The organism is Candidatus Pelagibacter sp. HIMB1542 (assembly GCF_052047835.1).
Taxonomy (GTDB): domain Bacteria; phylum Pseudomonadota; class Alphaproteobacteria; order Pelagibacterales; family Pelagibacteraceae; genus Pelagibacter.
This window is the reverse complement of record NZ_JBNAJB010000002.1, coordinates 155379-174925: the sequence shown is the minus strand read 5'-3', so window position 1 is coordinate 174925 and position 19547 is coordinate 155379. Positions and strand designations below refer to the sequence as shown.

The window sequence follows — 19547 nt, the reverse complement described above, 5'->3', positions numbered from 1 at the left end:
TCTACTCAACTAATTTTTTGAGCTTTAAACCCTCAAGACATTTTTCCATTGTAAACATTCCATCTTTGGCAGATGTTTGAAGAGTAGATTGAATTTGTTCTGTTTTACCTTCTCTAATTAAATTTCTTATTGCCGGTGTCCCTGTCATTACTTCATGACAACCAATTCTTCCTCCACCTTTTTTTTTAAGAAGTTGTTGAGACATTACTAATCTGATTGATCCTGCTAACATTGTTTGCGCTTGTTCTTTTTGAGCTGGAGGAAAGACGTCTAAAATTCTTGTAATTGTTGATGACGCGCTACTTGCATGTAAAGTTCCAAAAACTAAGTGACCAGTTTCTGCAGCAGTTAATGCTAATGAAATAGTTTCTAGATCTCGCATCTCACCAACTAAAATTACATCAGGATCTTGTCTTAATGCGGACTTCAATGCTTTTGCAAAACTACCGGTATCTTTTCCAACTTCCCTTTGAGAAATAATACTTTTTTTAGCAGGATGAACAAACTCAATAGGATCTTCAATTGTAATTATATTTTCTGCTCTATGAGAATTAATCTGATCTATCATTGCAGCAAGTGATGTAGATTTACCAGAACCAGTTTGTCCTGTAACAAGAACCAATCCTGTTTTATGGGTAATTGCTTCATGTGCTGCCGGTGGCAAACCTAGTTTTTCAATATTAGGTATCTCGCTTATAATTTTTCTAAGAACCATACTTGGTCCATATGAAGAGTAATATCCATTTGCTCTAAACCTCTGTCCATCAACTACAACAGCAAAATCTAAATCACCATTGCTGATTAAATAATCGTATTGAGCTTTATCTAAAGATTGTTTCCAAAAAGTTTCTATGTCTTGTCTTGAGACAATATCTTCACTAAAAACTTTAATCTCACCATTTTCTCTGATTGCAAATGGTTGATTCGATCTGATGTGGATATCTGACAAATCATATTCTTTTGGATATGATTTTAATTTATCATGAAGACTCATAAATGTTTTGATGCTCTAAAAGTTATAGCTTTTCAAGTTTTTTTTAATATTGATGCATATATAAAGTAACACAACTAATGCTTGTGTACCGATTCGGTATTTATTATTGTGATTTTATTCGGTTTTTATAAAAAATTATGATTGATAAAATTGGACCTCCTATTGCAAAAGCTTTTGCTCCTATCATTAAATTAATAGGAAAAAATCACTCAAAAAAAGAAAAAGTAATAGGTGTAGTTTTTAGAGATAAATTTATTCAAGCTGCAGAAATTTCATACAAAAAAGGTGTTTGTAAAATTGATAATTTCTCTAATCAACAAATAGCAGGAATTGGAGAAGACCAAGATTTTTTATCCGCAACAACATATTTAAGTGATCAAGTAAAAAATGCATTAGACTCTATTAAGACTAAAACAAAAGACATTGCCGTTTCTTTAGATACATCCAAAGCACAAATTTATAATTTACAAATTCCAATTATGGATGAAGAAAGTTTAAGGGAAGCAACTGCTTTAGGTGGATTTTGGGATCAGTTTGATGAAACACCTGAAAATTTAGATGAGTTTGAAACAAGTTATTCTGTTATGAGTACAAATGAAGAGCTTGGTGTAATGGATGTAGTGTTAGTTGCTATGGAGATAAAGTTTGTAGAAACTTATTCGAATATATTTAGGCTTGCAGGTTATAATCCTGTGGTAATTGATCTTGCACCTTTCGCTCATGTTAACTCTCAAGGAATACTTCTTGGGAAAGAAGGTTTTGAAACTCCAAATGTCATTTTCAATTATTCTAAAGATGAGAAAAGTATTACTATTTGTTCCAATAAAGGCTTTCAGTATTCAGAATTAAATATTATTGAAGCAGATCAAGTATTGCTTGATACAGTTGAGGAAGTTGAGAGTGTTGAAACAGAATTTTGGGATGAAATTTTTGAAAGACTAGGTTCTCAAATTAAACAATATTTAGTTGAGTATGAAACAAAGTATGAATTTGATCCTATAAATATTATTACAGTAATTTCAGATAAGTCAAAAATTAAAAATGTTTCGAAAGGAATTGAGCGACAATTGGGAGACGTTGTTATTAAACTTTATAATCCTGAGGACTCTGCTGAAATTTCAGATAGTGCAAAAAAATATATAGACTCACTTAGCAATAAATCTCTTGCATCGGAAGCAATTGGTATTGCATCAAGAAAATTAAATTCTTTTAATCTTGAAACTAACGAAATAATTTCTGTAAATCTTTTATCTAATTTTGATCAGGTAAAAACTAACAGAAGATCAAAATCTTTAGGTAATTTTTGTTTAATGATTTCTATGATTTTTGTTTTAGGTATTATTGGACACGTTCTTCCATTTAAAATTTTAAAATTAATGAATAATTCATCTAAATTAGCTGCCACTAAAATTTTAGAGGAAGATCTAGAAAGTAAAAATAATCTCTTGCAAGGATATAATGCAAAAATTGATAGTATAAATGAAGATAAAAGAATTGCAGCAGCCTTTGGATCAAATTTAAAAACAACTGCAAATCTTTATGCAAGTTTAGATCAAATAGTTCCAAAAAATATCAGATTGACTAGTTTTGGAATACAAGAAAAACATAATATTTTATTTTCTGGTGTAGCCATGAACGATCAAGCGGTTGTAAATATGATGAATAGTTTTTCAGACAATGAAGTTGTTAATGATAGTAAAATTGAGGCATTAGTTGAATTTTCTAAACAAGATCGAATAGCACTCTACACAGTTGCTGGACAACCTGAATTAAAAGAGGAAGATTTACCCAAAGAAAAAATAACAAAAAAATTTAATTCAAGATTATCATTAAAAGCTTTATCAAATGAAGTATTTGATGATGAAACTATAGTTTCAGATCTATTAGAGGCAGGTAAAGAATAATGTTATTAAGGTTTATATTTACAACTATCTTTCTATTCTATTGCGGTAATTCTTTTAGCAGCGATCCATTTACTAATGAAATTGGTATTGTAAGAGAGCCAGAAGTAGTTGAGATTAAAATTGAAGATACAGTTGAGTCTGAGACAGATTTATTAATTCAAGAAGAAGCTAATGAAGAGGAATTGGCAGAAGAATTATCTAATAACACTGAAGAGGTGATTGAAGTTGTTGAGGCTGAACCTGAGAGCACCGAAATTGTTACAGTTTTAAATATTGATCCAATAATTGCATACTCTTTAAGAGATTATCTATTAAAAGGTGTTGCACTAAGCAAAGAATCTGATCATCAATTTCAAAGAGCTAAAATAAAAAAAATCGATAGAGCAAAAACACCTACTACTCACACTATTTCGAAAGACGATACAATTGAGAAGATTGCTTTTAGATACGGTTTTTCTTTAAGAGAAATAGAAGTTGCAAATGCAATTTATCCTGGATCAAGAAAATTAGTAATTGGTGACAAGATAGTTATACCAAATAGATTTCATATCGTAAAAGAGGGTCAAAACTTAAATACGATTGCTGAAAGATATAATTTAAATGCAACGCAACTTGCTTCTTACAATGATCTGGATGATGAAAATATTATTTTGATTGGTGATAAACTATTACTCCCATTCTTTATTCATGTAACAAATGAGAACGAAACAATAGCTGATATTGCTGGAAGATATGAAAGAGAAATAAGTGAATTAATAGAATTTAATGCTTTTGAAAAAAACACAGTTATTTTAAACGAAAATCAATTAGTAAAAATTCCAATTTATACGAATGAGAATATTTCTTATGAAAACTTAGACAAGAAGAGTATTAACGATTTTAAAATAAATAGAAAAAATCTTGCAATAATTGAAATAAGCAACAGTCAATTTATGGTTAGAGAAGGAGACAGAATAGGAAACAGAGATGGCGTGATAGTGTCAATTGAAAAAAATAAAATGATTGTTTTAGAGGATAATATTGAATATGAGTTTTTAATTAATACTCCAATAGTAGGAATGGCAATTGCATCATTACCACAATCAAATAATGAAGATTTAATCAACGATGATGTAAACAATGATGATATAAATATTGAAAATCAAACAGAGAATAATGAAAACAATAATAACGATAATGAAAGTGAAACAGTAACCAATGTTGAGGATTTATTCAATTAATGACAAAATTTATTAAATCATTCCTGGTTTTAACACTTTCTATGTTACTAGTAAGTTGCAGTAGTTCAAATAGGCCCAAAATGGCTTATGATCAAAAAGATAAAGGAGCTGTTCAAGAAATTGAGTCTTTCAATGTAAAGGCAAGCGCTGAAAATTTTAGACAAACTGCAGAACAATTTAATCAAGATTCAAATGATATATTAAATAAAAATAAAAAAGAGGAAAAGTTAGTAAGAAGAATCTCTTTAACAGAGGGTAAGACGCTAGAAAAAAAATCACTTAAACTAATTGATAGAAATTTAAAGATTAAAAAGTTGGAAGATACCGAAGTAAGTTTAAAGCTTAATAATATGAATATAAGATCAGCTTTAAAATTATTTGCTGGATTGGTACAAAGAAATATTATCATAGGTAATGAAGTTAGTGGCGAAATAACTATAGACTTTGAAAATATAAAATGGGGCTCTGCTGTTTATGCTATATTAGATATTAACAGTTTAATTATGACTGTTGATGAAGATTCTGGTTTGCTAAGAGTTCATTCAAAAGAATTTTTTGCTGAATTAGAAAAAGCTAAAATAGATAATACTATAGAGGAAAATAATAATTTAGCTTCCTTAGATATTGGCGGTTCAGTTTCAAACGATGGAGATGATTCTGAACCTTTGATTACAGAGATATTTAAAGTCTTTTATCAAAGTTCAACAGATTTAGTAGAATCTCTTGGGGAAGTTATGGGTGAGACTGAAGGTTTTACTATGGTAGATGATGAAAAAAATAATCAAATTATAATTACAGGCACATATGCACAATTAAATCAGGCAGAAAATATTTTAAACAAAATTGACTTGGAAAAAAAACAAGTAATGATCGAGGCTTATATTGTTAATGCAACTGATGGCTTTAATAAAAACTTTAGTGCGAACATAGATGCACTCAATGCATCAGCAGTTGCAAATGGAAAAGACCGAATAACCTTTTCAGGGATTGATACTAACCCAGGAAACACAACTTCTATAACACCTGTAGCAGATACGAATCCTGAGGCTATATCTAATGCAGATTTATCAGATGCAGTCAGTTTGGCAGGAGGAGCATTTTTGCTTGGAAATATAGGAATGACAAAGATCAAAGCTGTAATCACTGCATCAGTGAAAGACTCTAATACAGAAACAGTTTCAAATCCAAAACTATTTGCAATGGACGGTGAAGAAGCAACTCTTACTCAAGGTACAACTTTAGTAAAAGTAATTCCAGCTTCAGGTGATGCTGCAGGATCTACAGTAGAAATTCCACAAAATTTAAGCATCACGGTGAAACCGGAAATTGTTGGAGAAAGTAGAGTAAAAATTGAATTATCACTTGCAAATGATGCACCAGGTGAAAGCTCAGGTGATGACGTTGTAACGAACGAGGAATCGCTTACATCTATAGTCCAAATTAATGCTGGTGATGTAGCTGTACTTGGAGGTGTTTATAAAAATACTAGAGAAAACAGTGAAACTTATGTGCCGTTCTTCTCAAAAATTCCATTACTAGGAGCATTTTTTAGACAAACAACTGATAAAGACGATAAAACTCAACTGTTAATATTCCTAAGTGCAAATGTTGTATAAGTTATAATTTTTATTATAACTTTAAACATGCCCTCAATAAATCCTGAAATAAGTATTAAGATTTCAAACCTTTTAAAAACTAGTGGAAAATTATCTGAAGCTAACTTTAATGAGGCTAAAAAAAAATACGATAGTAACGGCAAGGTTCCTCTTGGAGTTTTAGAGTATTTAATTGATGATAAATTAGTAAGTGAAGATGATATTGTTTCTGCAGTTTCAAGAAATTATGCTTTACGTAAAACTATTCTAACTGAGCAAAATATTAAAAAAGAAGCTGTAAAAAAACTTCCAAAAGATTTTATAATGGAAAACGAAATGCTTCCATTTGAACTAAATGGAAGAATTTTAAAAATTGCTTTATTTGATCCAACTAAATCTACATTAGCAGGTAAGATTAAAAGTATGACTGGATGTAATGTAGAGTTGTATGTTGCAAAACCATCAAATTTAGATCAAGCATTAAAATTTAAATCTGTAATAGAAGCGACACAAGATTCTCAAAGTAATCAATCACAAAAATCATCAGTCTCAAAACCAAATTTAAACGTGAAGGTTCCAAATGTAAAAATTACTCAAGGTGAGAATGCTGTTGTGGAATTTGTCGATAAACTTTTAAATGAATCATTTTTTAGTGGCACTAGTGATATTCATATTGAAATTTTTAGAAGAGGTGAGGCAAGAATAAGATTTAGAAAAGATGGCGTGCTCCAAGAACAATTACAGTTCAAACAATTTTTGATGGAGAATTACAATGCAATAGTAACAAGGCTAAAAATTATGTCAGGTTGTGATATTTCAGAAAAAAGGTTGCCTCAAGATGGAAAACTTCAATTTAAAAATCCACAACCAAAAAATGAAGATGATGTTGATATTGATGTTAGATTTTCAGTTATTCCAGCTAAAGAAGGTGAAAGAGTTGTTATGCGTTTACTTGCTGCTGGACCAGATCTTGGTTTAGAGCAAATCGGTCTAGATAAAGAGGATTATGATAATTTAGTTACAGCTATAACTGCTCCTCAAGGAATGGTTTTGGTTACGGGTCCAACAGGTAGTGGTAAAAGTACAACTCTTTATGGCTGTATTAAAAAAATTAATAATCCTGGAACAAATATAATGACTGCCGAAGATCCGGTTGAATTTTATTTAAAAGGTGTTGGACAAATCCAAGCTAACAATGAAATTGGTTTAACATTTGAAGCGATATTAAAATCTTTTTTAAGACAAGACCCAGAGGTAATTCTAGTTGGAGAAATAAGAGATAAATCTACAGTAGATATTGCAATTAAAGCAGCTTTAACTGGACACTTGTTATTAAGTACGCTTCATACAAATGATGCGGTTTCTACAGTTGTCAGATTAGTAAATATGGGTGTTCCAAGTTTCATGGTTGCATCAGCCTTAAGCTTAATTGTTGCTCAAAGGTTGGCGAGAAAGAATTGTTCTTCTTGTACAGTTGATGATGAAAAAGGGACTAAAGAAACTTTATTACAATACGGTTTTAAAGAGGAAGAGTTAAATACTTTTACCCCCAAAATGGGTGCAGGTTGTGCAGAATGTAACAACACAGGATACAAAGGAAGACAAGGAATTTATGAAGTGCTAAAAAAAACTCCTAACTTAGAAGCTGCGATATTGAGAGATGCTAGAGGAGATGAAATGCTTGAAGTTGCAATTAAGGATGGTTTCAAAACTATGCAAGTTATTGGCAGAAATTTTATTAAAAAAGGTATATTATCTGTTGAAGAATATTCTAGAATTTTAGTAGTTTAGTTTATGGCAACATTTCAATATGCTGGTGTTCAAGCTGGAAAAAAAATTAATGGTGTAATTTCTGCATCTGATCCAAAAAGTGCTGCAGTAGAACTTAGGAAAAAGAAAATTATTGTTACCTCAATCAAAAAAGGTAACGGTAAATCCGAAAAGAAAGGTCCACCATCTTTAGATGATGTTCCTATAAGTAACGCCCCAATTATTATTGCAAAAGGGAATATTTATTTAAATTTTGGACCTTGGGCCAAAGTTCCACCGAAGGAATTACTGCAGTTTACAAAAAAAGTATCAACTATGATCAAGGCGGGTTTGCCTATTTTAGAGTCTATCATGATGATCAGAGATCAAACTGTACATATGAAAATGAAAATGACTGCTCATGCCATAATAAAAGATTTAAATGGTGGAATGAATTTAACGGATGCTTTTGCCAAGCATCCAAAAATTTTTGACAATATTTATTTGAATATGATCTCTGCAGGTGAGGCTAGTGGTAAATTAGATGAATTTTTAATTAAACTTGTAGAGTTATTAGAGAAAAATGCAAAAATTAAACAAGGTATTAAAAGTGCATTATTTTATCCGATAATGCTTTTGACGGTTGCAACAGTAATTACAATTTTCATGTTATGGAAAGTGGTTCCTGTTTTCGAGAAGATGTATGGCTCAATGGGTGTTCAACTCCCAGCAGCAACTTTAGTTATTGTTAATGCGAGTAGATTTATTGCTAATCCAACCAATATAATGAAAATCGTTGGAATTATAGTAATTATTAGAGTTTCTTATAACTTCATGTACAAAAATATAGAGGGCTTTAGACATGTAATGCATAAGAGATTTTTAAAATTTCCTTTGTTTGGAGATTTAATTGTTAAGGCAACAGTGTCTAGGATGTGTATGATTATGGCCAATCTTACTAGAGCTGGAGTAAGTATCATTGATACAATAAAAATTTCTAAATCTGTCACAACTAATCTTGTTTTTATTTATGCATTAGAGAGAATTGGAAGGCAGATAGTAACTGGTCAAACATTGTCTGCGTTACTACAAAAAGAAGAACATATATTCCCTCCAGCTCTTGCACAGTTAACAGCTGTTGGTGAGAGAACAGGAAATATGGAAGAAATGTTTCAATCAATTGCAACTTACTATGAAGAGGAATTTGATGGTGTTGTTGCAGCCTTATCCTCAATTATAGAACCATTAATGATTGTGATAATTGGTGCGATTATCGGGGTTCTTATGATAGCTTTGTACATGCCAATCTTCAGTATTGGTCAAGCTGTCGGATAGCCTTAATGAAAATCAAAGAAAAAGGTTTCAGTATTTTAGAGTTGATGACTACTATAGCCATTATATCCATTATTGGTGCGGTTGGTTTTCCAGCAATTGATAATTTTGGTGATCAAGATAATTTCGAGAGCGATCTTGCAACAATTCGAGGTCAAATAAATTACGTTAGACAACTGTCCCTTGAAGATGGAAATGCTTATACGATCAGAATTGTAAATGACACTTCTAACAATACTGCAGATTTAGAAGTTTGGCAGGCACAAGGTTTGAATAGATACAATGTGGAATATCATAAATCTACAGCCACCAAATGTTCTGATTTTGATGGTACAAATGATAAAGGAACCAAGCTAACAGATTTAACAAAAGAACTTGAGCATATGACAATCAGTAGATGTACATCTACGACAGGTAACTGCTCAAAAGTTTCTGCCTCGAATAACTTTTTTTGTTTTTTACCTGATGGATCTTCACCTGAAAATGCCAGAGGAGAAATACAAGCTTCCGAAAATGCTGGAGGAAAAAAAGATTATTTGCACACATATGAGACAGGTTTTTTTAACAATGGGAAAAGAATGTAATGAGTTTAAAACACAAATTTCAGAGGGGTGTATCTTTGGTTGAGGGTATGACTGCAGCTGGTGTTTTGGGAATAGCGGTAACTGTATTTATGACATTACAATCTTATCAAGAAAGAGATTTTGCAAATTTAAGGAAGTTTGACAAAGCTGCTTATGCAGTAGAATTAATGTTTGAAGAACTTGCAGCAGTTTACAATCCTGTAGCTGCGCAATATGGAAATCCAAGAGTATTTGAAGATACAACAGCAGGCGCTTCTTTAAAAGTAAAGGGTCTTGCTCAATTACCAGGTGATGGAGATCAAATAATAATCGAGGGAGTGGGTGGTAAATACGAAATTACAGACTCAACTGCTTTCGATGATGATAACAATACTACTTTATCTTTGGAAAGATCAGATGTTCCTGATGATACACCAAATAAAAATATGGCATCTGATGCTACAGAAAATGCTCCAATTACATTTATATCTAATTCTGAAGGTAGTTTAGATCCTTATGATGATCTAGACATGACAAAGTTTGAAGACACCACATATAAAGCGACAATAACAAATCAAAAAGTTTTGGCTGACCTAGATAATTGGGGAACTTTATTGAAGAAGCATCTCGGTCCTGCAAGAACTGGAGATAAGAGATTATTAGAAATTGAAGACATCGAAAAAGATGTCCCTGTTGATAAAGATAATGATGGAGTTACAGATCAAGAAGATGGAGTTGATATTTATGAAACCGTCAAAAAGAAACAAGTTACAATAATTATTAAACAAGACAAAATTGAAGAAAAATTTAGAAGATTATTTTTAGCTGGAACTTAAAATGAATTTAAAAAAATTTATTACTCAAAAAGGATTATCTCTTACCGAAGCTTTAGTTGCTGTGGTTGTTTCAACAATCGTTATGGGGGCAACTTATACAATTTATAATAATTTTCAGGGTACATTTGTTAGACAAATCAATCACAATAATATGAAACAGGAGGCTAGATTTGCACTACATGTATTACAACACGATAGCAAGATGGCTGGTTATAAACATCCTGATAGTACCGATGGTGAAGTTCAAGTGCCGGTAAAGGTTTTAAATACAGATGGTACAGAAGTTGCAGATGATACTGAGTTTGGAGAAATTGTATCATTTTGTTTTGATACCGAGGATAATAGTGGAAATATTCAAAGAAAATTAATTAAGTACGAGTTAAAAGCTCCACACTCTCCTATTACTGATAAAACCGTATTAAAGAAAAAAGTTTGGAACACAACAAATTGTGACGAAGATGATACTGTCAATACAACAGTCGATGCAGACTGGATGCCTGTTGCCCAGTTTTTTGATGAAATTGGAATTAGAATTAGAAGTAAGCATATTGATTTTGAAATCACTCTTGTCTCTAAAGATGAAAAAGTAACAGAAAAATATACAGCTTCTGCTTACATGAGAAATTTAAACTTTGGTGGAAAAACTTATTATGTTTATGATGAAGAAGATCTTCATGAAAATAGGACAGCTGTTATACCTTTTACCGGTAGTTTAAAAGTTCAGTGTGCAAACAATCTTACTAGAGATATTCAGCTTGCAAACTTTACAACCTCTGATGATATTATCATACTTCATCAAGGTGAAACAGTTGGAGGGATAAGTCTTACTAGGACACACGATTCTATAGTTTTTAATTCAGAAAAACCACCCGCAATAACTGGAATACCAAGTGTTAGCCATGACGAAATGAGATTAAAGTTGGTTACAACCACAGTTGCCGCCAATTTACCTCCAGGTCTTACCGTAACATCTGGATATGATGACTTAAATAATAATAATTCTGCTGATGATGGTGAATGGGATGGATCGTTAACTCTTGAGGGCACTTTAGATAATTTAGATACAAATTACACTTTTAACTCTGACGGTTATCAAGATTTTACGATTAGGTTAAAAGCAGATTTGGATACAAGTTGTGATAGTCAACCTTGGGAAGACCAAAATGAGGCGTACAAAGATTACAAGGTAAGAGTAATGAAATATGATGCACCTCAATTTTCGGATGTAAATTTACATACTTGGGAAGCAAAAGGATTTACCTATGGCGACGCTAATTATGAGAGTAAAGGAACATCGAGTTATAATGGTGGTCCTAATTATGATTTAACAGATGATGGTAGATCTTTTTACATACAACAAAATTTAGCATCTCCTTCCTTTTTAGCCTCTACCGAGGAATATGACTCTTTTGTTTTAAAAGGAATGATTTGCTCTGGCGGTTATCCAGATTGCAATCATGATATGAGTGCTTGGATGGATGATGATATGTTAGGATTTGCTGCAGGATATCAAAGACCTAGTGTTGTTCAAAAAACTTGGCCAGATGGAAGAATAAGAGCTTGTGCGGGAATTGATTACGAAAGCTTAAATGGCACATCCGACTTTAGTGCATCTGAATTAAGAGACTCTTTAAGAAGTAATGATAAAACAGAATGGGATGGTTTGTCTGCTTCTGAAAAAAATGAATGGTGGGGTGAGCCAGCAGATCTTGTTTATGATATGTATTTATGGTCTTGGTGGGGTGCACAAGGTAATCGATCTGCTATCCATTTACATCATTTCAAAGGTTATGAGTTTGATCACACAAGAAACTGTGGTTATGATGATGGTTCTTATTTATCACATGCTGATATGAATAGGTTAACTGGATGGTCTACTCCTAACTCATCAAAAATGTCTGATTTTAACGAAAATGGATACAATAGACTTTTTATGAGAACTGATAGCACTAGACCAACAAATACTGGTTCTAGGAACTGTAATAATAGAGGTAGTTCATTTTCAAGAATTAGTTATAATCCTGGTGCAACTCATAAATGGGGATGTGGACACGGAAAAAATACTGGTGTTAAAAATACTGTCACGCTTACATACCACCCAAATAAATTTAGAGCTAACATAGATAACAAACCACATGTTGCTAACAGCAACAGTCAAAGGTTCACAGCATTTGATTATAGATTTGATAGTGACGGAGATTTATTTGATCATACTTTGTCTGCTTGGCCTTATAATGAAGATACAACACCAACTGCTATTAGTTTGCCAAGTGGAGATGATGATACCGAAGAATTAAAAACAGAAGGGTTTAAAAGATTTCAAAAGGGTTCTGTTGCAATAGTTTCTTTTTCACAACCTGACAATAGGTATTCTAATATTCAAATTGCAAGACTACCAAGGTTTATCCCTGACAAAACTGATGGAAATAAACCAATGCCTAAAGCGCAAAATTTATATTATTACATGGACGAAGACTATTTTACAGTAAACAGAATATATGGTTTGCTAAGTAAATCTTATGATCCCTTTGGAGAACACATAGAAGTTTTAGTGCAGTCAAATTCATCAGCCAACTGTGCACAAATCGGTGGTAGAGGAACAAATGAAACAGGTTCAATTAAAACTCAAAGTATAGATGGTTCTGATAGATCTATGAATTGCAGATTGAGTGGAGAGTGGAGGGCAACCACAGCAGTTTGGGCTAATAATACAGAACTTCCAAATATAGGAGAAATGTATGATACCCAAGATAAGGACTCTTACAGTGGTGCTAGGGCAACAGTAACAACTACCGCAGGAAATACTATTTATGTTTTTGCCGATGGTTCTTTCAGATATCAAGCTTATGCAGTTGGTTTTAATGATGGTACACCAAAAGAAGATTCTTTTTATTACGCAGTTCAATCAGAAGATACCTCTAATAATAGAATTTCAGACATAAAAAAAGTATATATTGGTTTTAATATTGGAAACACTACACCTACAGGGGTATCGTTTAAGGAAGCAGATGGAACAGTCATTACAGATAATAATAACTTTGATATTGCTGAGGATGATAACAAAGATCTAATAGTAGGTGAGATTTATGCTACTAGTACTCAAGAACCTGATACACATGATTTTGTAAGATTTAATCTTGGAGAGGTTCCAAATGATGATGCTGATAAAGATGTAGATCATGGAACTAGATTTAGAATTGACCAAAAAGATGATAAATTTTATTTAGTTTTAAATGATGATAGTGACATTAGATGGTCTAATTTACCTTCAAATAAAAAATATTTCTCAATAAGAATTGTTGCTACAGATTTAAGAGGAAACCAATTAACTACTACAGAAAAAGTATATGTAGATAGAGTTGATTGCTCAGAAACAGCAATGGAAAATATCACTGTTTATAAAACAAAAGCAGCAATGACCATTGAGGGTTATATTCAAGGAAAAGAAGGTGAGAAGGTATTTAGGAGACAGACAGTCCCACTAACTACTAGCTTGGATGAGGCTGTAATTACATTTGAATATCCCGAAAGGTCAGTACAACCATCTGTAAAAATAGCTGAAAAAACAGTAACAGTTGATGGAGAAGATGTTGTTATTGGAATGTTGTCAAATAGATGTAAGGAAACTCATAGTTACATTGATAGACAGCAACTTTGGAGCGACTCATAATGAAAAAACGAAAAAACGAAAAAGGTTTTGTCCTTGTATTTGTGATTGCTGTCGTCTCAGCATTGTCAATTATGACGGGAGCTATGTTTTTTTATTATGACAATGATTTAAAAAGTGTTTCAAGAAATTCAGTTATGCAACAAGTAAATCTTGCTGCGGAAACGGGATTACAAGAAGGTCAGAAATGGATCACTGATCAGCTAAATTCAAATAGTTTTACTCTAGTTGATATTCAAAATACCCTTAATGTCGCTGACTCAGATAATAAATGTCTTAATAGGCATGGTTTTACCAATTCTAGTGAAGATGTTTATTATGCAAAAAGAATAAATGCAAATCTTGGAACAGATGATCCAAAATTTGAGGACATGTCTTATGAGGTTTTTGTTCAAAGGCATGCAGATGTAGTTCGATCTATTTATTTCTCTGCAGAAGGCTCAAAAAATAATACTGAAAAAGATACTACTTACACAGACAGATCTTTTGCGCTTGTTGAAAACTTTAAAGATTTTCCAAACGATCAATTTACAATTGAAATGTGGATACAAAATAAACAGCCAGGATCTACTTATGACATGCATGCTTTTGAATGGGGTAGAACTTGGGATTTAGTATTTAAAGTTAAAAATGATGAGTGGTCTCCAAGACTTGGAGAAGTTGTTTTAGATGACCAAGGAGATATTGGATCTCCTGTTAAGGATGAGTGGGTTCACATTGCATGGGTATGGGATGGAGGTACACCGGGGAGTACTGATACCGGTAATGTAAGAATTTACCAAAATGGAACTTTGAGTGGAACATATAATGCAGATATAGGAGCTAGACCTAAATCTGGTTATACTAATCCTCCTGAGACATTACCTGAAGGAGATTTTTGGCCGTTAGCAATCGGAGAAGGTTTGGCTGGCTTTAATCCTAGTAGTTATTTGACTGGAGATCCAATAATTCAAAGTGTTCCTTGGCTTGGTAATATTGCTGAAATGAGAATATGGAATGTATCAAGATCAGGCACTGACATTGCAAACAATAATAGAAGAAGATTAACAGGTTCTGAACCAGGATTAGTTTCATATTATAAGTTTAATGAAGGATCAGGTAATACTGCTAAAGATTTTAACACCTCAAGAGCAGCTGATAGAAAAAATGATGCAATGATATATGGTATTGGAAACAAAGGAACTTTATGGAAAACAGAAATTGTTAAATATCCAGTTACTTCAACAACAGACGATGCACCGTCGATCAATGTTCCACCTGGAGAAGATGTTGTTTATTACAAAATTTTATCATGTGGAAAAGGACCTCAAGAACAAATCGTTCCTCTTGAATTAATTGTTTCAGCTCCAGTTCAAAAAGGAGATGTAGGAGATGGTAAAATTGCACTTACAGAAGAAGACTTAAACGATCTAACTGGTCAAGAAGGCACTCCATTAATAACACCTTTAAATAATTATATTGCTCAAGAAGGAGTAACTGGAGATATTAAAATTCAAACCAAAGATAATACTAATACAAACTTTTATGTTTTTAAAAGGTCTATGGAGCAATGTAGTAACTCTAATTCATTTACAGATTTCAGTGCAGCCTCGTCATACTCTGAAGGAGACTGTGCAGAATTTGAAGATAAATTGTATTTCCTAGAAAAAGATGATGGAAAATCAGCTGGTGACGATTTTATAGAGGATGATTGGTCTGAGGTTTTGGGTAGCGATTGTGACGGTGTACAATTTACATCAAATTCAGGTGATAATAGTTATGGTCATTATTATAAATATTTTTCAACTGCACCAAATGTAACTTCTGATCTTGGTTACAATGGTGACTCGATTGACTGGTGGGAAGCAAAAAGAAGAGCTGAGCAATCTACTTGTGGAGGTATGCGAGGATATTTAGTTTCTATAGAAAGTGCTGAAGAAAATGAATTTATTAAAGATGCTGTAATGTGCAATAGCAGTACGCAGTCTGGCTGTACTGGAGTTACCCCTTTTCATGTTGCTGCTGGAGAAACCAGAGAAAATTACTATGGAACAAGATTAGATCAATCTAGTGATCAACACTATATCTGGCTATCAAACTCAGATTGGAGAAATCCAACCTCGAATGCAGCTAATATGCAATCAGAGTCAGGACCTTTAATGGGAATGAGTGTATCCTATACAAACTGGCAAAGTGGTGAACCCAATAATTCAGCAGAGCCATATGCTGATATGGAAATAAATAGAAGCGGTAGAACCAACGGAGGTTGGAATGATTTAAGAAGAATTCCAAATTGTAGTTCTGGAGGACTAGATTGTATTACTGGTTATGTTGTTGAATATGGAGGTTTTGATCATTTTAGCTTAGAGCATGATATTAACCAAGATGGTGACACTGACGATGCAGATGAAATAGATATTAGTGGCCATAATTTTTGTGTTGCAAGAGCCACTATAGAGGCAGACACATATGTAGCTCCAGTAGATGGAAACAGTGATGGAGACTTATTAGATCTTGATGCAGACACCAACCCAGACGTTATAGAAGATTATTTAAAACTTGATACTGATGCTGAAGATTATCCATCAGCAATAACAGGTGACACTTCTTCATCTTCTGTAGATCATGACACGACTGACGATTATCCAGGTTGGAATGCCTACACAGGAGTCCTTACTATGGTTCATTCTGGTAAACCAAATGATTGGAGTTCAACATCAACTTATTCAGCTAATGATTTTGTTTGGTTTAATAATAGAGTTTGGAAAAATACTTCAGGTGGCACGATAACTGGTGGTTCTTCTTTAGATTTAACTCAAACCCCTACAATTTATAATCCACATAATTGGACTATGTATGAAGGTGACGAGTCTGATGCACCGTGTGCAGACGTAGATGTTTGGACACAAGCATTTGAATCTATAAAATATTACAATTCAAAAGAAGTAGATGCAGAAGAAGGAGCAAACCCTTATGCTTATGAAGGAACAGATGGTTCAGACGGCACAGAAGGTGAAGACACTGAAACTACTACAGCCTCGCTTGGAGAAAGAACAATTTTATTTTCTTTAGGTCCGCTTCATGTTGAAGAGCATAGAGATGGATATAATCACTTCTACGAATTTTATGAGTTTCCTGCTAGACCAGATGGAACTGCTAATTCAAGTCAAAATCTATACAATAATAAAAATAGAAGAATGAATGAAGCGTTCTCTCTATCTAGACAATTAGATTATTTTGGAAAAAGTGGATACCTTGCAACTATAACAAGCGAGTCTGAAAATGATATCATTACAACTAAAGCAGTTGGTAATGGATGGATGGGTGGATTAGCTATGTCGGATAACGCAAATACTGTAGCTAATTTAAATAAATGTGGTGGTTTCCGACAAAGATCTAATAGAGCTCAAGCAACAGCTGATTTTCAAGCTTTACGAGATTTTGAAAATATACCGTTTTATAGAAATGGCCAAACTTATGGTGCTAGTACGAGATATATTAGAAATATAGTTGAAAAATATCAAACAACAACAGCAAGAACAATTACATCAATATCAAAAGCTAATCCGGCATTAATTACAACAAGTTCGGCACATGGTCTTACCAGTGATGATATCATTAAGATTGCAGATATTAGCACCACTAATCAGATGAATGTTGATGGTATGACACAACTAGCTACTGGATTTTATAGAATTAGAGTTGTTTCCAACACAACATTCAGACTTGTCGATTTAGATACGAGAAATAATATAAATTCTACTTCTTGGTCTAATTATACAGCAAGTTCAGCTCAAATGTGGTTACTGGAAGGGTATCAGAATGAATTTTATAGAAAAGGATCTTCATCACTAACTGCATCAAATGCAAACCCCCAATCTCAGTCTGGTTTAACATTGTTTTATAAAGATCCTAAAATAGCTTTGTCTTCAAATGCAGCAATTACAGGCAATAATACAAAAAGATATTTTACAGATTCGTTTACAAACGTTGATGATACGGTAACGAGCACAGAATGCCCTGTATGGAGATGGATGACTGGCCCTGAAGGTATGTTATGGAATGGAAGAGGTTTGGCTTTTGCTCCAACACGAACAGCTTCTGGAACACCTTCTGCTAACAATGGAACCTGGGAAAGAGGTGTTACAGCTGGTTCTAATGATCCTCAAGGTCAACAAATTGGTGAAGTGTTTGTTGATGGTATGCCATTTAGAAATTGGAATGGAACTGGAGAACCTAATAATGTTGCACAAACAGAACATGGTATTCATTTATTAGGAACTCATTTCGATGACGATGATGAGCTCACATGGAATGATTTACACAATTGGAGTGCAAGTTACTCAAATAACTTTAATTATTCAATAAGAGGATTAGTTTTAGAATATGGGGGTATGGAAAATGATGAAGATCCTAATATTAGAATAGCTACAAAAAGAGTAATTAAACTTTTTGATAGGAGAGTAACAAAAGCCATTGTGAAAATAAAATCAGGAGCTGAAACTGGTGACAAGCTTGTAGTAGGCTCAGAGGAACTTAATGCAGTTAATTTAACTGCTACAGGAAATGAAACTAGCGAGGTTACTTTATCTGGAGATGCAACTTGTAAAAATTATGTTGATTTAATTAAATCTATGTATTTTGAACACAATGCATCTGCTGATGGAACAAGAGAAATAGAAGTATTGTTAGGAGATATTCAAAAGCCAAGTAACGCTGAACATTATTATCAGTTAAAAGATACTGAGTTAAGTTACAATCAAGCAAATTTTCAAGCGAGTTACCAAAACCTTTGTGGTATTCAAGGTTATTTAGCTAATGTTACAACATCCGCGGATCTAGATGCAATTGAAGAGCTTGGTGTAACTGATGATAAACAAGTTTGGGTCAATGGAACAGATGAATGTCAGGGTGGAATTTTTAGATCTGGATTTTGGAGATATTCATCTGGACCTTGGAAGGACAAAGAGTTTTGGAGATTAAGATTAGATATTGATTTGGATGACGCAGACGACATTAGAGATAATTTAGAAAATGAAGCAAGTTGCGGTGTAACTTCTACGAGGTCTAGTCAGGCTAGTGTTAGAGTAGGACCTTTTACTGCTGCAAACTGGATTAGCTCTCATCCAGCTGCTAATACAAATGATTATCTTGTTTTCCAACAAACTAGTTCTGCATCTACAACTGGAATTATGACTAGAGGTGGTATGGCTAGCTCCGATGTTGAAGGGTTCATCATTAGATATGGAGGAAGTGTAGGAGATTTTACTGGTGCAGATATTGAAGAAGATGATAATGACATTAATGTACTATTAGGTCCTGAAAGAGCTGAAATTTCTTTTTACAATGATGGAAGTGATAATAGTATTTTTATAAGCGATGAGGACTCTGTTAAAGTTGATACCACTGGTGATTTAGCATTATCTACAGGGTGGTCTAAAACAGCTGATTTTGTAGCTTCTAGTAATTCACCATTAAAAATTACGTCACCTTCTGGTGAAGTTGCAACCATTCAACAATGGCGAGACGAGCTTCAAAAAGTTTACTATCAAAGTACTGATACTAGCGACTTTACTCCAGGAAATAGAAAAATTAAAATTAAGCTAGTGTATGGAGATACTACATTGAATCAAGAAATTGGAGTTGTAAAAGCTATTGGAAGCAGAAACGCTGTTACTGTTACACCTATATCTTGGAATAATAGATAG

Annotated in this window: 10 protein-coding genes; 9 read left to right on the top strand and 1 reads right to left on the bottom strand. The window is 33.1% G+C overall.

The features are described from left to right. Nucleotide 1 precedes the first annotated feature (1 nt). Nucleotides 2-994, bottom strand: coding sequence for a type IV pilus twitching motility protein PilT (locus ACTTBI_RS05155; RefSeq protein ID WP_075506362.1), 993 nt, complete (start codon nt 992-994; stop codon nt 2-4). Between the two features lie 137 nt (nt 995-1131). Here ACTTBI_RS05155 and ACTTBI_RS05150 point away from each other — a divergent pair, with 137 nt between their 5' ends. Genes ACTTBI_RS05150 through ACTTBI_RS05110 form a run of 9 tightly spaced genes read left to right on the top strand, consistent with a single transcriptional unit; the run spans nt 1132 to nt 19547 of the window. Next, entirely contained in the window at nt 1132-2898 is a 1767-nt protein-coding gene (locus ACTTBI_RS05150; RefSeq protein WP_440652968.1) for a fimbrial assembly protein, read from the top strand. Further along, nucleotides 2898-4118 (top strand): LysM peptidoglycan-binding domain-containing protein, encoded by a 1221-nt coding sequence (locus tag ACTTBI_RS05145; RefSeq protein WP_440652967.1) that lies wholly within the window; start codon nt 2898-2900, stop codon nt 4116-4118. The genes ACTTBI_RS05150 and ACTTBI_RS05145 overlap by 1 nt, the downstream gene beginning before the upstream one ends. Then, nucleotides 4118-5734, top strand: coding sequence for a secretin N-terminal domain-containing protein (locus tag ACTTBI_RS05140; RefSeq protein WP_440652966.1), 1617 nt, complete (start codon nt 4118-4120; stop codon nt 5732-5734). Before ACTTBI_RS05145 ends, ACTTBI_RS05140 begins: the two co-directional genes overlap by 1 nt. A gap of 27 nt (nt 5735-5761) precedes the next feature. After that, nucleotides 5762-7504, top strand: a complete 1743-nt coding sequence (locus ACTTBI_RS05135) for a GspE/PulE family protein (protein ID WP_440652965.1) — start codon at nt 5762-5764, stop codon at nt 7502-7504. A gap of 3 nt (nt 7505-7507) precedes the next feature. Then, a complete protein-coding gene (locus ACTTBI_RS05130; RefSeq protein ID WP_440613825.1) occupies nt 7508-8797 on the top strand; it encodes a type II secretion system F family protein in 1290 nt (429 codons plus the stop codon). Nucleotides 8798-8802: 5 nt separating this feature from the next. Continuing rightward, the gene (locus ACTTBI_RS05125) at nt 8803-9378 is read left to right on the top strand and encodes a pilus assembly FimT family protein (protein WP_440652964.1); all 576 of its coding nucleotides are present in this window, start codon (nt 8803-8805) and stop codon (nt 9376-9378) included. Further along, entirely contained in the window at nt 9378-10193 is an 816-nt protein-coding gene (locus ACTTBI_RS05120; RefSeq protein ID WP_440618886.1) for a type IV pilus modification PilV family protein, read from the top strand. The genes ACTTBI_RS05125 and ACTTBI_RS05120 overlap by 1 nt, the downstream gene beginning before the upstream one ends. A 1-nt stretch (nt 10194) precedes the next feature. Next, nucleotides 10195-13863: a PilW family protein gene (locus ACTTBI_RS05115; protein ID WP_440652963.1), complete on the top strand. Its 3669-nt coding sequence runs from the start codon at nt 10195-10197 to the stop codon at nt 13861-13863. Beyond that, a complete protein-coding gene (locus ACTTBI_RS05110) occupies nt 13863-19547 on the top strand; it encodes a LamG-like jellyroll fold domain-containing protein (protein ID WP_440652961.1) in 5685 nt (1894 codons plus the stop codon). Before ACTTBI_RS05115 ends, ACTTBI_RS05110 begins: the two co-directional genes overlap by 1 nt.